The organism is Halomonas sp. (genome assembly GCF_029263665.1).
In the GTDB taxonomy this organism is placed as follows: Bacteria; Pseudomonadota; Gammaproteobacteria; order Pseudomonadales; family Halomonadaceae; genus Halomonas.
Window position 1 is genome coordinate 40,695 of record NZ_JAJUFQ010000015.1, and the last position, 13,581, is coordinate 54,275.

At 57.8% G+C, this 13,581-nt stretch carries 11 protein-coding genes; 2 read left to right on the forward strand and 9 right to left on the reverse strand.

The annotated features are described in order from the left end of the window. Window positions 1-17 precede the first annotated feature (17 nt). The gene (gene ftsH / locus Q1K07_RS14490; protein ID WP_300312235.1) at window positions 18-2,003 is read right to left on the reverse strand and encodes an ATP-dependent zinc metalloprotease FtsH; all 1,986 of its coding nucleotides are present in this window, start codon (window positions 2,001-2,003) and stop codon (window positions 18-20) included. 239 nt (window positions 2,004-2,242) lie between these two features. Further along, a complete protein-coding gene (rlmE, locus tag Q1K07_RS14495) occupies window positions 2,243-2,935 on the reverse strand; it encodes a 23S rRNA (uridine(2552)-2'-O)-methyltransferase RlmE (RefSeq protein ID WP_300312237.1) in 693 nt (230 codons plus the stop codon). Between the two features lie 200 nt (window positions 2,936-3,135). Between rlmE and yhbY the strand changes: the two genes are divergently transcribed. Then, window positions 3,136-3,462: a ribosome assembly RNA-binding protein YhbY gene (gene yhbY, locus Q1K07_RS14500; RefSeq protein WP_300312240.1), complete on the forward strand. Its 327-nt coding sequence runs from the start codon at window positions 3,136-3,138 to the stop codon at window positions 3,460-3,462. A gap of 68 nt (window positions 3,463-3,530) precedes the next feature. On the opposite strand, the gene Q1K07_RS14505 is transcribed toward yhbY, so the two are convergent. From Q1K07_RS14505 to dapB, 5 genes are all read right to left on the reverse strand, one after another. Further along, complete coding sequence (locus tag Q1K07_RS14505) at window positions 3,531-4,445, reverse strand: pirin family protein (protein ID WP_300312242.1); 915 nt, start codon at window positions 4,443-4,445, stop codon at window positions 3,531-3,533. 178 nt (window positions 4,446-4,623) lie between these two features. Then, window positions 4,624-5,100 (reverse strand): transcription elongation factor GreA, encoded by a 477-nt coding sequence (greA, locus tag Q1K07_RS14510; protein ID WP_300312245.1) that lies wholly within the window; start codon window positions 5,098-5,100, stop codon window positions 4,624-4,626. Beyond that, window positions 5,097-8,327: a carbamoyl-phosphate synthase large subunit gene (carB, locus tag Q1K07_RS14515; protein ID WP_300312248.1), complete on the reverse strand. Its 3,231-nt coding sequence runs from the start codon at window positions 8,325-8,327 to the stop codon at window positions 5,097-5,099. The genes greA and carB overlap by 4 nt, the downstream gene beginning before the upstream one ends. A gap of 64 nt (window positions 8,328-8,391) precedes the next feature. Then, complete coding sequence (gene carA, locus Q1K07_RS14520; RefSeq protein ID WP_300312251.1) at window positions 8,392-9,537, reverse strand: glutamine-hydrolyzing carbamoyl-phosphate synthase small subunit; 1,146 nt, start codon at window positions 9,535-9,537, stop codon at window positions 8,392-8,394. A 450-nt stretch (window positions 9,538-9,987) separates the two neighbouring features. Then, complete coding sequence (gene dapB, locus Q1K07_RS14525; RefSeq protein WP_300312254.1) at window positions 9,988-10,803, reverse strand: 4-hydroxy-tetrahydrodipicolinate reductase; 816 nt, start codon at window positions 10,801-10,803, stop codon at window positions 9,988-9,990. 369 nt (window positions 10,804-11,172) lie between these two features. Here dapB and Q1K07_RS14530 point away from each other — a divergent pair, with 369 nt between their 5' ends. Then, window positions 11,173-12,213 (forward strand): esterase-like activity of phytase family protein, encoded by a 1,041-nt coding sequence (locus Q1K07_RS14530; protein ID WP_300312257.1) that lies wholly within the window; start codon window positions 11,173-11,175, stop codon window positions 12,211-12,213. Window positions 12,214-12,235: 22 nt separating this feature from the next. Here Q1K07_RS14530 and Q1K07_RS14535 read toward each other — a convergent pair whose 3' ends face one another. Next, window positions 12,236-13,168, reverse strand: coding sequence for a DMT family transporter (locus Q1K07_RS14535; RefSeq protein WP_300312260.1), 933 nt, complete (start codon window positions 13,166-13,168; stop codon window positions 12,236-12,238). A 114-nt stretch (window positions 13,169-13,282) separates the two neighbouring features. Then, on the reverse strand, window positions 13,283-13,558 hold the full coding sequence (locus Q1K07_RS14540; RefSeq protein ID WP_300312262.1) for a DUF2218 domain-containing protein: 276 nt from the start codon (window positions 13,556-13,558) through the stop codon (window positions 13,283-13,285). Window positions 13,559-13,581 lie beyond the last annotated feature (23 nt).

Below are 13,581 nucleotides of genomic sequence, written 5' to 3' on the forward strand. Positions count from 1 at the left end.
TGACCTGATATCGGGGATCAACTGCCGGCAGGGCCGCCCAGCGGATCGGAAGGACGACGCCCAGGCGTATCGTCGTCTTCTTCATCTCCCTCTACATCAGAGGCTTCGGAAGCGCCTGCCTCTTTGTTCGGCTCCCCCGTCACCGGTGAACCGCCATGAGTCCCATTGTCATCCCAATCCTTGGGCGGACGCGGAGTACGACCTTCCATGATGTCCTTGAGCTGGTCAGCATCAATGGTCTCGTACTGCATCAGCGCATCGGCCATGGCATCGAGCTTATCGCGATTCTCATGCAGAATACGCTCAGCCTCGGCATAGCATTCATCGATGATCTTGCGTACTTCCTTGTCCAGGCGAGAGGTCGTCTCTCCTGACTTGAGCTTGCTGCCACCCTGCATGGAACCACCGAGGAACTGATGGGACTCATCCTCGTCGTACATGATCGGTCCCATTTCTTCCGACAGCCCCCACTTGGCTACCATGCTGTGCGCAAGTTCCGTCGCACGCTTGATGTCATTGGAAGCACCGGTAGTGACACCATTCGGCCCCAGGGTCATTTCTTCGGCGATACGACCGCCGAACAACGAACAGATCTGACTGATGATCTGCTGACGGGACAAGCTGTAGCGATCCTGTTCCGGCAGGAACATGGTCACACCCAGAGCACGGCCACGGGGAATGATGGTGACCTTGTAGACCGGGTCATGCTCCGGCGCGACCAGGCCGATAATCGCGTGACCTGCCTCGTGGTAGGCGGTATTGAGCTTCTCTTTCTCGGTCATGACCATGGAGCGCCGCTCGGCCCCCATCATGATCTTATCCTTGGCCAGCTCCAGTTCTTCCATGCTCACCAAACGCTTGTTACGACGCGCGGCGAACAGTGCAGCCTCATTGACCAGGTTGGCCAGATCAGCACCGGAGAAGCCGGGTGTACCACGGGCGATAAAGGACGGTTTGACGTCGTCGGCCAACGGCACCTTGCGTAGATGCACATTGAGAATGTGCTCGCGACCACGGATATCCGGCAGCGGTACCACTACCTGACGGTCGAAACGCCCGGGGCGCAGCAGTGCTGGATCAAGAACATCAGGACGGTTGGTCGCCGCGATGACGATGATGCCTTCATTGGCCTCGAAGCCATCCATCTCGACCAGCAGCTGGTTCAGCGTCTGCTCACGTTCATCATTGCCACCGCCCATGCCAGCACCGCGCGAACGGCCTACCGCATCGATCTCATCGATGAAGATGATGCAGGGTGCCTGTTTCTTGGCTTGCTCGAACATGTCGCGCACTCGAGAAGCACCCACACCGACAAACATCTCGACGAAATCCGAACCGGAAATGGAGAAGAACGGTACCTTGGCTTCACCTGCAATGGACTTTGCCAGCAACGTCTTACCGGTACCCGGAGGCCCCACCATCAGCACACCGCGCGGAATCGTGCCGCCAAGGCGCTGAAACTTGGTCGGGTCACGCAGGAAGTCAACCAGCTCTTCCACCTCTTCCTTGGCCTCATCACAGCCGGCCACATCAGCAAAGGTGGTCTTGATCTGGTCTTGGGACAGCAGCTTGGCCTTGGACTTGCCAAAGCTCATCGGCCCACCCTTGCCTCCTGCTCCCCCCTGCATCTGGCGCATGAAGAACATGAAGATGGCCAGAATCAGCAGAATCGGGAAGCTGGCAATCAACAGCCGCGTCCATATGCTCTGCTCCTCAGGCTTCTTACCGATCACTGTGACGTTGTGCGACAGCAGATCATCCATCAGCTTGGGATCATCTGCTGACGGACGGATGGTCTGGAAGCTGGAGCCATCGGATCGCTCACCATTGATGGTGTAACCATCGATGGTGACGCTACGGACCTGCTGGTTCTGCACCTGCTCGACGAACTGGGAATAGTTCATCGTGTTGGGTGCGTTTTCGACGCTGAAGTTGTTGAACACCGTCAGCAGCACGGCTGCGATGACCAACCACAGAATCAGGTTCTTCGCCATGTCGTTCAAGGGACTACCCTCAATTGCAAGAATCTGTCGGCTCTAACGTGCCTACCACTAAGCGTTGACACCACAAAGAGCGTGACACTACAAAGTTCGACACTACAGGAGCCCGGCTTGTTCGGCCAGTAATGCAGATGAACCGCACCTTACAGGCAGCACTACATACCACTTTGCCAAATACCGATGAATTTTTCCGGCTATCGCCTCAGTAGGCACCTTCTATCTAGAAGAATAGTCGTCGTCCATCAGCCACGAAAATTCTCTGCCAGCAAATATACCTCGCGTGAACGTGCACGTGAGGCATCTGGCTTGCGCGTTACCACTCGATCGAAGCTGCCGCGCAAATCCTTTAGGTAGGCATCGAAACCCTCGCCCTGAAACACCTTTGCCACGAAGCGGCCTCCAGGGCGCAAGGTCTGCCGAGCAAGATCCAGCGCCAGCTCCACCAGATACATGGCCTGAGGCTGATCAATTGCTGCCATACCACTCATATTGGGGGCCATATCCGACATCACAAGGTCTACTGGACGATTTCCCAGTACAGCAAGGATTTCCTCAAGCACACTTTCTTCGGTGAAATCCCCCTGAATGAAGTCGACACCCGCCAGAGCATCCATCTCAAGGATATCCGAGGCGATCACCACACCATCATCGCCAACTCGATCAGCGGCAATCTGGCTCCAGCCACCTGGTGCGGCCCCTAGATCGATGACCGTCATACCAGGCTTGAACAGCCTGTCTTTCTCATCCAGCTCGATCAGCTTGTAGCTGGCCCGAGAGCGATAGCCATCCTGCCAGCTCTGCTGCACGTAGCGATCATCAAAGTGCTCCTTGAGCCAACTTGCGCTGCTCTTGCTGGCATTGCTCTTGTTGACATTGCTCTTGCCGCCACGCTTGGTAGAGGACGAAGACGTCTGAGAGGAACGCTTGGATGCCACGAAATCACCTGGAAACAGCTACGGGAAAATATCGCCCACACATCCCGCCGCCCCATGCCTGGGTTTAAGGGATCGACAGGATGTGGAAAATCAGCCTGCGGGACGACAATTCCATGAAGAAGATGTCGTGACGCTTCCGCCAAGGGCGAATTCGCCGTAACATGTGCAGTCGCGCCAATTTTGGGAAGAAGCAAGATACCATGAGCTTGTCACAGGCACAAAAGAAAGCATTCCGCAGCATTGGTCACCACCTGGACCCGGTAGTGATGGCATCGGAAAACGGCATCTCCGAGGGCCTGCTGGCCGAACTCGACCGGGCGCTGAATGACCACGAGCTGATCAAGGTGAAGCTTGCCATTCCAGATCGTGACGATCGCACCGCAGTGCTCGACGAACTGGCCAAGGCCAGCAAGGCCGAAATCATCCAGAAAATCGGCAAGGTTGCCTTGCTCTACCGCCCCAACCCCAAAGCCAACCCGAAGCTGTCCAATATTACACGCTTCGCCGATCACCACGGCCGCCATTGAAAGCCGTAAGCCGTAAGCCGTAAGCCGTAAGCCGTAAGCCAACCTATCTGGCGCTGCTTGCGGCTCGGCTACTCTGGAAGAGGAATGAATTCTTCTTCATCTCCCGGCACCTTCGGAAATGCACCACTCTTCCAGTCTTGCCTGGCCTGCTCGATACGTTCCTTGCGGCTGGATACAAAGTTCCAGTCAACGTAGCGCCTGGACAACCTTTCTCCACCGATAATTCCGATGCGGCACTCTGTCACGGCTTCCAGGGTCACACCGACACCTGCAGCACAGACCGCCAGGGAATGTTCAGGAATCTCGGTCACCCCTGCCTTCATCTTTCCCTGAGCGGTATACACAGCACGCTCTTCCGCATACGGCAAGGCAAGACGCTGCCCCGGCTGCAGGTGTGCCTCTACATACAGCGTCTCGGCAAAGGTCTTCACTGGCGAAGTGACACCATAGGCCGCTCCCATCATCACTCGCAATGGCACTCCATCGACCTCAAGCGCGGGGATATCTGCAGACGGATAATGATAGAAAGCAGGATCGATCTCTTCGTCCTCCTCCGGCAGGGCCAACCATAACTGCAGGCCATGCAGGCGTCGGGGCGTGCGAGTGGCTTCGGGGCGCTCACGCTCCGAGTGAGTGATTCCTTTCCCCGCCACCATCAGATTGATATCTCCCGGGCGAATGGGCTGCACACTGCCCAGGGAATCCCGGTGCAGAATTTCACCCTCAAACAGATACGTGACCGTTGCCAGATTGACATGAGGATGAGGACGCACATTGATGCCCTCACCAATGGGAAAGTCGGCAGGCCCCATATGGTCAAAGAAAATCCAGGGTCCCACCATCTTGCGCTTGGCCGTCGGCAGGGAACGGCGCACCGAGAAATTGCCAATATCCTTCTCTCGGGTCTCGATCAGTAACTCGATAGCGCCAGAGCACTGCTCATATTCACACAACTGCTCAGCATTGTCGGTAGGATTGCTCATGGCACGCTCCACAGGGACCTTTCACAAAGACTTTTCACAGAGACTTTCAAAGGTTCTCTACACAGGTTCTCGACTCAGCTTAGCCCACGGGCTTCATAAGAGGAGCGGCCATAAAAAAAAACCGATGGCCATATGGCCATCGGGGTTTTCCTGAGCGTTTGCCGAGAGGCGTTTCGGCTTACAGATGCTCGACGCCGGAAATTTCATACTCCACTTCACCACCCGGAGTACGAACGACGACCACCTCGCCTTCTTCCTTGCCGATCAGGGCACGGGCAATAGGCGAAGTGACAGAGATACGGCTCTGCTTGATGTCAGCCTCATCCTCACCCACGATGCGATACGTCACTTCCTCGTCCGTATCGAGGTTGAGCAGCTCCACCGTGACACCAAAAATCACCTTGCCCGTCTTGGGCAGTTTGGTGACATCAATGACCTGGGCATTGGACAGCTTGCCTTCGATCTCCTGGATCCGACCCTCGATAAAACCCTGCTGCTCGCGAGCGGCGTGGTATTCAGCGTTTTCCTTGAGATCGCCATGCTCGCGGGCCTCGGCGATGGCAGCAATCACCTGCGGACGCTCCACGCTCTTGAGCTGTTCAAGCTCACTGCGCAAACGCTGCTCACCGGTGACGGTCATCGGGACCTTGTTCATGAATTCGCTCCTGCATGCAGTTCCTGTAACCGCCGCACGGTAATGGCATTGCCATACTCGAGCGCCATGCAAACAGCGCTAGCCCCTGCCAGGGTCGTGGCATAGGGAACCTTATGGGCGAGTGCAGTGCGACGGATCACCGAGGAATCATTGATGGCCTGGCGGCCCTCGGTGGTATTGACGATATAGGCAATCTCGTCGTTCTTGATAGAATCGACGATATGTGGCCGGCCTTCATAAACCTTGTTCACGACCTCGACAGCAATGCCAGCCTCTTCAAGAGCGGCGGCTGTTCCACGGGTCGCACAGAGTGTGAAGCCCAATGTTAACAGAGAACGGGCCACATCGATAATCCCTTCTTTATCCGGTTCGCGCACAGACAAGAAGGCCTTGCGCTCGCCCGTCAGCGGCGGCATCGCCTCGCCAGCACCAAGCTGGGCCTTGTAGAAGGCCTCGGCGAAGGTCTCACCAGAGCCCATGACCTCACCGGTAGACTTCATCTCCGGCGACAGGATCGGGTCAACGCCCGGGAACTTGACGAACGGGAACACTGCCTCCTTGACGCTATGGAAGTGTGGCACGATCTCACGCTCGAAGCCCTGCTCGGCCAGCGTCTTGCCCGCCATGCAGCGAGCAGCCACCTGCGCCAGAGAGGTGCCGATGCACTTGGACACGAATGGCACGGTCCGCGAGGCACGAGGGTTGACCTCAATGATGTAGATCTCACCGTCCTGCCAGGCCAACTGCACGTTCATCAGGCCCTTGACGCCCAGCTCGACGGCCATGCGCTTGACCTGCTCGCGCATCTCGTCCTGAACATCCTGAGGCAGCGAGTATGGTGGCAACGCACAGGCGGAGTCGCCAGAGTGCACGCCAGCCTGCTCGATATGCTGCATGACACCGCCGATGACCACCCGCTCGCCATCGGATACCGCATCGATATCGATCTCGATGGCCGCATTGAGGAAATGATCCAGCAGCACCGGGGAATCATTGGAAACCTTGACTGCATGGGTCATGTAGTTTTCCAGCTCGGAGGCGTCGTAGACGATCTCCATGGCACGCCCACCGAGTACGTAACTGGGACGCACGACCAGCGGATAGCCAATGCCCTCGGCCTTGACCAAGGCTTCCTCGAAGCTGCGCGCAGTAGCATTGGGCGGCTGTTTGAGCCCCAGCTTGTCGATCATCTGCTGGAAACGCTCACGATCTTCGGCGCGATCGATCGCATCCGGTGTGGTGCCAATGATCGGAACACCGGCCGCCTCGAGCTCCCGTGCCAGCTTCAGCGGAGTCTGTCCGCCGAACTGAACGATGACACCCGCCGGCTTCTCCTTGTCGGCAATCTCGAGCACGTCTTCCAGGGTCACAGGCTCGAAATACAGCCGATCGGAAGTGTCGTAGTCAGTGGACACGGTTTCCGGGTTGCAGTTGACCATGATGGTCTCATAGCCATCATCGCGCATGGCGAAGGCCGCATGGACACAGCAGTAGTCGAATTCGATGCCTTGGCCGATACGGTTCGGGCCACCACCCAGCACCATGATCTTCTGTCGATCAGAGACTTCCGCCTCACACTCCTCTTCGTAAGTGGAGTACATGTAGGCTGTATCCGACGCGAACTCCGCAGCACAGGTATCGACACGCTTGTAAGCCGGACGGATGCCTGCGGCCTGACGCGTCTTGCGGAACTCCTTCTCGGAAACTCCCAGCAACCTGGCCAGACGGGCATCACTGAAGCCCTTGCGCTTGAGACGGAATATTTCCTGGGCGCTGAGATCGGACAGCGAGCGCTCAGCCACCTGCTGTTCCGTCTTGACCAGATCTTCGAGCTGGACCAGGAACCAGGGATCGATGTTGGTCAGCCCAAAGACGTCTTCCAGACTCATGCCGGAGCGCATGGCATCGGCAATGTAGAAGATGCGATCGGCACCGGCGGCCTGCAGCTCGCCCTTGATCAAGGCCATGTTGTCGTCACTGAACTCGGTGACGATGGGGTCGAGACCATCATTGCCGGTTTCCATGCCGCGCAGTGCTTTCTGCAAGGATTCCTGGAAGGTGCGGCCAATGGCCATCACTTCACCCACGGACTTCATCTGAGTGGTCAGACGATCATTGGCCTGCGGGAACTTCTCGAAGGTGAAACGCGGAATCTTGGTGACGACATAGTCGATGGACGGCTCGAAGGAGGCCGGGGTCTGGCCACCGGTGATGTCGTTCTGTAGTTCATCCAGGGTGTAGCCCACGGCCAGCTTGGCGGCGATCTTGGCGATCGGGAAACCGGTCGCCTTTGAAGCCAGGGCTGAAGAACGGGAGACCCGAGGATTCATCTCGATGACCACCATGCGGCCAGTCTTCGGGTCAACACCGAACTGGACGTTGGAGCCGCCGGTCTCGACGCCGATTTCGCGCAACACCGCCAGAGAGGCGTCGCGCATGATCTGGTATTCCTTGTCGGTCAGCGTCTGGGCCGGCGCCACAGTGATCGAGTCACCCGTGTGCACCCCCATGGGATCGAAGTTCTCGATCGCACACACGATGATGCAGTTGTCGTTCTTGTCACGAACGACCTCCATCTCGTATTCCTTCCATCCCAGCAGGGATTCATCGATCAACAACTCGCGGGTCGGAGAGAGTTCAAATCCGCGGTGGCAGATCTCCTTGAACTCATCCTTGTTGTAAGCCACGCCACCACCAGATCCGCCCATGGTAAAGGACGGACGAATGATCACCGGAAAGCCCAGTTCACCCTGAATTTCCCAGGCCTCTTCCATGCTGTGGGCAACCTTGGCCCGTGGGCATTCCAGGCCGATATTCTTCATCGCCTGGTCGAAGCGGTTACGGTCCTCGGCCTTGTCGATGGCATCAGCGTTGGCACCGATCATTGCTACGCCATACTTCTCGAGCACACCGTGACGGTCCAGGTCGAGCGCGCAGTTCAACGCAGTCTGGCCACCCATGGTCGGCAGAATGGCGTCCGGGCGCTCGACTTCGATGATCTTCTCCACCGCCTGCCAGGTGATGGGCTCAATGTAGGTAGCATCGGCCATGACCGGGTCAGTCATGATGGTGGCCGGGTTGGAGTTGACCAGGATGACGCGATAACCCTCTTCACGCAGCGCCTTGCAAGCCTGGGCTCCGGAATAGTCGAACTCGCACGCCTGACCGATGACGATGGGACCTGCGCCGATGATGAGGATGCTGCTGATGTCTGTACGCTTGGGCATGGTGCTTCCCGCTAGAAATTTGGTCTATGAGCTGATGACGACTGCAATACCTTTCACACAAGCCTCAGCGACGTGTGCGCATCATCTCGATAAAGCGATCAAACAGGGGCGCCACGTCACGAGGACCTGGGCTCGCTTCCGGGTGCCCCTGGAAGCTGAAGGCTGGCTTGTCGGTGCGCTCGATACCCTGCAAGGTGCCGTCGAACAATGAACGATGGGTCGCGCGCAGCGTGTCCGGCAATGTCGCCTCATCAGCAGCGAAACCATGGTTCTGACTGGTGATCATCACATGCCCGGTATCGAGATCCTGCACCGGGTGGTTGGCACCATGGTGGCCATGCCCCATCTTCACAGTGGTAGCGCCACTGGCCAGGGCCAGCAACTGGTGTCCAAGACAGATGCCAAAAATCGGCGTTTCGGTCTCGAGCAGTTCCTGGATGGCCTTGATGGCATAATCACAGGGCTCGGGGTCGCCAGGCCCATTGGACAGGAAGATTCCGTCCGGATTCAGCGCCATCACCTCAGCAGCCGGTGTCTGGGCAGGCACCACGGTCAGACGGCAGCCACGACTGGCCAGCATGCGCAGGATGTTGAACTTGACGCCATAGTCGTAGGCCACCACATGGAAAGGACGCTCATCCTTGGTGGTATCGGCATAGCCTTCACCCAGAGCCCATTCACCTTCCGTCCACTCATAACCTTCCGTGCATGACACTACCTTGGCCAGGTCCATGCCCTTCAATCCCGGGAAGGCACGCGCAGCTTCCAGTGCACGGGCTTCCGCATCCGTCCCTTCCGCTTCTGCGCCCGCCAGGATGGCACCGTTCTGAGCCCCCTTGTCGCGCAGAATACGGGTCAGGCGACGAGTATCGATATCGGCGATACCGATGACGTTGTGGCTGGAGAGGTAGTCGGACAGGCTCTGGGTGGAGCGAAAGTTACTGGCAACAAGAGGAAGATCACGGATAACGAGGCCGGCTGCCGCGATGCTGGAGGATTCAACATCCTCTGGATTGATGCCGGTATTGCCAATATGAGGATAGGTAAGTGTAACGATCTGACGAGAATAAGAAGGGTCGGTGAGAATTTCCTGGTAGCCGGTCATGGCCGTATTGAACACCACTTCACCACTGGTCTGCCCATCAGCGCCAATGGCCGTGCCGTGGAATACGCTGCCATCTTCCAAGGCCAAAATCGCGGGTTTGTTCAACGCTACGTCCTCCCAAAGAAAACTCGTCAAGGTGCCTGTTCGCTCAACCACTGGCGCGCAAAGGCGCCGCCCTTCGCTACCATTTAAAGTAGCCCGGACCATCGTTTGAAGTGTGGTTCTTGGGAATCACCACGATAACTCCGCCTGGTGGCATGAAATCCTTCGCACACGTAGACGCTTATCGCGGTGTTTCCCTAAAAAAGCGGGACGAAACCCGGTGCATGACCGGTTTCATCCCGCTTGTTGTCATTCGCTCGGAATGCTGTGCCGGAGCCATCGCCGCCCTCTTGGGGAAGGCAATGCTGAGCGAGGAATACCAAGCGCCCGGCCAAAATTTTTGCAATGCTACAGTATCTTCAGCGCTTTTTCTACAGGCATGATGCCAATAATAGATCTGGAAGACCTGACAAACTCGGCACACCGCCCCACTCAAGATGTCTCATGGACGCCTTACAGGCCCAGCACATCGGACATGGTGTAGTTGCCGCTACCCTGCTCGCACACCCAGCGAGCGGCACGTACAGCCCCCTTGGCGAAGGTCATGCGACTGGATGCCTTGTGAGTGATCTCGATCCGCTCGCCTTCGGTGGCAAACATCACCGTATGCTCACCCACGATATCGCCCGCCCGCACGGTGGCAAAGCCGATTTCCTTCGGGTCCCGAGGGCCACACTGACCAACTCGTTCGAAGACACCATGCTCCTTGAGATTGCGCCCCAGCGCCTCAGCCACCACTTCCCCCATCTTCAGCGCCGTTCCGGATGGCGCATCCACCTTGTGGCGATGATGGGCCTCGACCACCTCGATGTCATAACCTTCATCACCCAGGGCCTTGGCGGCTGTCTCGAGCAGCTTCAGTGTCAGGTTGACCCCCACGCTCATGTTCGGTGCAAACACCATGGGCAGGCGTTCGGCATACCCTTCCAGTTCTGTCAGTTCTGTGTCACTCAGGCCGGTAGTGCCAATGACGATGGCCTTGCCATGCTCGGCACAGAAGGCCAGATTGGCCAGCGTCACCTTGGGTGCAGTGAAGTCGATCAGCACATCAAAATCATCAGCAATGGCTTCCAGGGAATCCGCGGCCGCCACCCCTAGACGCCCGATGCCGGCCAATTCACCCAGATCAGCACCCGCCAGGGAGCTTCCCGGGGAAACCGTACCCCCTGAAAGCGTCGCTCCCTCATCCTGGACAACCGCATTGACCAGGTTGCGACCCATGCGGCCGGCAACACCGGCGATGGCGATACGAGGGGCATTGGCAGTCATTCGGCAAAATCCTCAAAATCAGTGACACAGAAGGAAACCCGCCATCTGGAAACTCACTTGCAGAGCTCATGTTCATGTGAAGAACTCATGTACATGTGAAAAGCTCACGTGAAGGAAGCGCTGAATAAATCGACGAGCATGCTCAATCACAAGGCGCCCGGAGCACAGGAACCGGAGCCTATGGGATATAGGTGAGGATTCCGACCGGGCTGGCGTACCAGCACCGCGTAACGCAGTGATTGGGTAGCGCAGGCATTTATGCAGTGCTTCCTAAAGAACAGCAGGTTTCCAAATAATGCGAGTGCAATACGGTCGCAGTATAACAACCCGACAAGCAGGCGTCTGTGTTACCCAAGGAAGGAGTTCACCATGAAGGCAACCTCCCGGCTCACCACACCCCGAGCATGGCCAGGCCACCTACGAAGCCTGATCATGGCCTACAGCCCTGCGATATTGCTATGGACGCTGGCTGGCTGCTCTCAACAGGTTCAACCCTCGACCCTGGCAGGCGCCAACGCCATCAGAGGCGCAGAGCCAGAAGCCACCGGCATTGAGATGTGCGGCACCCTGAAACTACCCGGACACTGGCCCGGTACCGATATTTCACTCGGAGGCTTGTCTGCTGCCGGCTGGGACAATGACGAGCAAGTCCTGTATCTGGTCTCGGACCGGGGACGCCTGCATGTTACCCGCCCAGTGTTCGACGGCGACAAGTTGACCGATCTGGAAATGCTAGACAGCGCACCGCTCCTGGACACCCATGGCAATCCCCTCCGCGGCAAGGACGTCGATGCGGAATCCCTGGTCGTCCTGCACGCCAATGACGGCACACCTGGCAACAGTGAACTCCTTGTCGGTTTTGAACAGGACCACCGCCTGCAGTCCTTCATGCCCGACGGCCAACCTGTCGGCGATCCTTTACGGCCCCAAGGCGTTCAAGGCGCCAGTGCCAATGCCGCCATGGAGGCCCTGGCCGAGATACCCGGACTGGGCATCATTGCCGGACTCGAGTCTCCTCCAGAGGGTGCCGATGACAAGGTCACGCGGTTGTTCACCATTGATGACCAGCAGCAGTGGCACTATCCACTGTCCAGTGCCGTCGGCAGCGCCCTCACGGATATGGCTCCCTTGCCGACCAGGCCCGAGGAACCGCCCGCCGCCCTGATGCTTGAGCGTGCTTATGCACCACCTCACCCACTGGTGATCAGCCTGAGCAAGGCCGAACTGCTGGCCCCGCCCAATACTCGCGTGACACGCATCACCCGCCTGTCCAGTAGTGAAGGCTGGCGCCTGGACAACATGGAAGGCCTCGCCGCCCTGCCCAATTCACGTTTCTTGATGGTCAGCGACGACAACTTCAGTGTCCTGCAGCGCAGCCTGGTGACCTGCTTCCGCCTTGCCGGGTCTTAAGAACAGGCTCTGGAAATCAGCATTACTTGGCACAGGCAATTTTCGAACGCGACCGGACGTCACGCTGCAACAGCAGGACGATGGCAATGACAACCAAAGTGCTGCCCGGCAGCCATACCAGTGAAATACGCTCAGGCTCGGCCCAGAACAACAGCAGCATGGAAACGAAAGGCACCAGATAACCGTATGCCGTGACCGCAGCAGGTGTCAGGATTGCAGTGGCCCGCTGCTGCAGCCAGAAGGTAACGCCACTGGAAAACAGGCCAAGATAGACGACCAGGGCCAGATCTCCCCAGGTCATGCGTGTCAGCGCTGCTGGAGCATTGAATACCAACCCCAGCATACCGATCAGTACACCGCCAAGAATCAGGCTCCACAGGGTTCTGACGCCAGCATGTGGCGATACCCAGCCTCTCAGCAGCCCAAACTTGGACAACACCGGATACAACGCCGAAGCAATGCAACCGACAAAGAAGGCCGCCTCTCCCACACCAAACTGCATCTGCGTAACATCACCACCGGCCTGGGCCCAGGCCAGTCCCATAGCGCCCAAGGCCCCAAGCGCCAGTAACGCCAGAAGAGCACGAGCGGGGTGCTCGACCCCGAGCCAACGGCCCAGCACATAAGCCAGCAACGGCACACTGACAAACAGTGTCGACATGGACAATGCCGTAACGCGGTGGGCAGCCCAGAACATGGTGCCGAAGAAGCCTGCCAGACACAGCCCCATCCAGGCATAGAGAACCAAGCCCGAGCGCGTAGGCACAACGCCAGGAGCACGCAACACCAGGGGCAACACGGCCATTGCGGCAATGGCAAAGCGCAGGGAGGTGAGCAGCAAAGGCGGTAATCCTTCCGTCAGCAACCCTACCGCTGGAAAGGAAAATCCGACCAGCAGCGCCCACAACAGCATACCTAGATGGGCACTCCATGCGCTGGAAGATGATGATGCCATGACGCCGCTCCCGTTGCCTGATTGTCCAGCATAGCAACCTCAGGATAGCCGCGATGGCATTTCACGCCCCTTCGAGGGCGCTGTCTACAGAGTCACTGACTCAAGTGTGCAGAGTCATTGCCAGTCGATGCTGAGCTCTTCCTTGCCTGCCATTCGCTCCAGGTGGCTGGCTACCACGCCTTTCAGGCGTTCAAGGAGTTCGTTATCGTCGGCCTGAAGGTCGACTTGCAGCGTATCAGCACTCGCCTTCATCAGGCAGACACCACCATCGAACACTACCTTGCCTTGTTCAGCATCCACTTCCAGCTTGTGCGCCCAGTGCTTGCACAGCCGGTTGATCAGACGCTGACCGGATTCAGTACTGACTCGGGCAACAGATTGACTAGGCATACCATCACTCCATAAACACAAAT

Excerpts from the sequence above, each read along its gene's own strand:
- Q1K07_RS14530 (WP_300312257.1), top strand. The coding sequence starts at position 11,173 with ATGAAGGCAACCTCCCGGCTCACCACACCCCGAGCATGGCCAGGCCAC.
- carB (WP_300312248.1), bottom strand. The coding sequence starts at position 8,327 with ATGCCCAAGCGTACAGACATCAGCAGCATCCTCATCATCGGCGCAGGT.
- Q1K07_RS14535 (WP_300312260.1), bottom strand. The coding sequence starts at position 13,168 with ATGGCATCATCATCTTCCAGCGCATGGAGTGCCCATCTAGGTATGCTG.
- yhbY (WP_300312240.1), top strand. The coding sequence starts at position 3,136 with ATGAGCTTGTCACAGGCACAAAAGAAAGCATTCCGCAGCATTGGTCAC.
- Q1K07_RS14505 (WP_300312242.1), bottom strand. The coding sequence starts at position 4,445 with ATGAGCAATCCTACCGACAATGCTGAGCAGTTGTGTGAATATGAGCAG.
- greA (WP_300312245.1), bottom strand. The coding sequence starts at position 5,100 with ATGAACAAGGTCCCGATGACCGTCACCGGTGAGCAGCGTTTGCGCAGT.
- dapB (WP_300312254.1), bottom strand. The coding sequence starts at position 10,803 with ATGACTGCCAATGCCCCTCGTATCGCCATCGCCGGTGTTGCCGGCCGC.
- Q1K07_RS14540 (WP_300312262.1), bottom strand. The coding sequence starts at position 13,558 with ATGCCTAGTCAATCTGTTGCCCGAGTCAGTACTGAATCCGGTCAGCGT.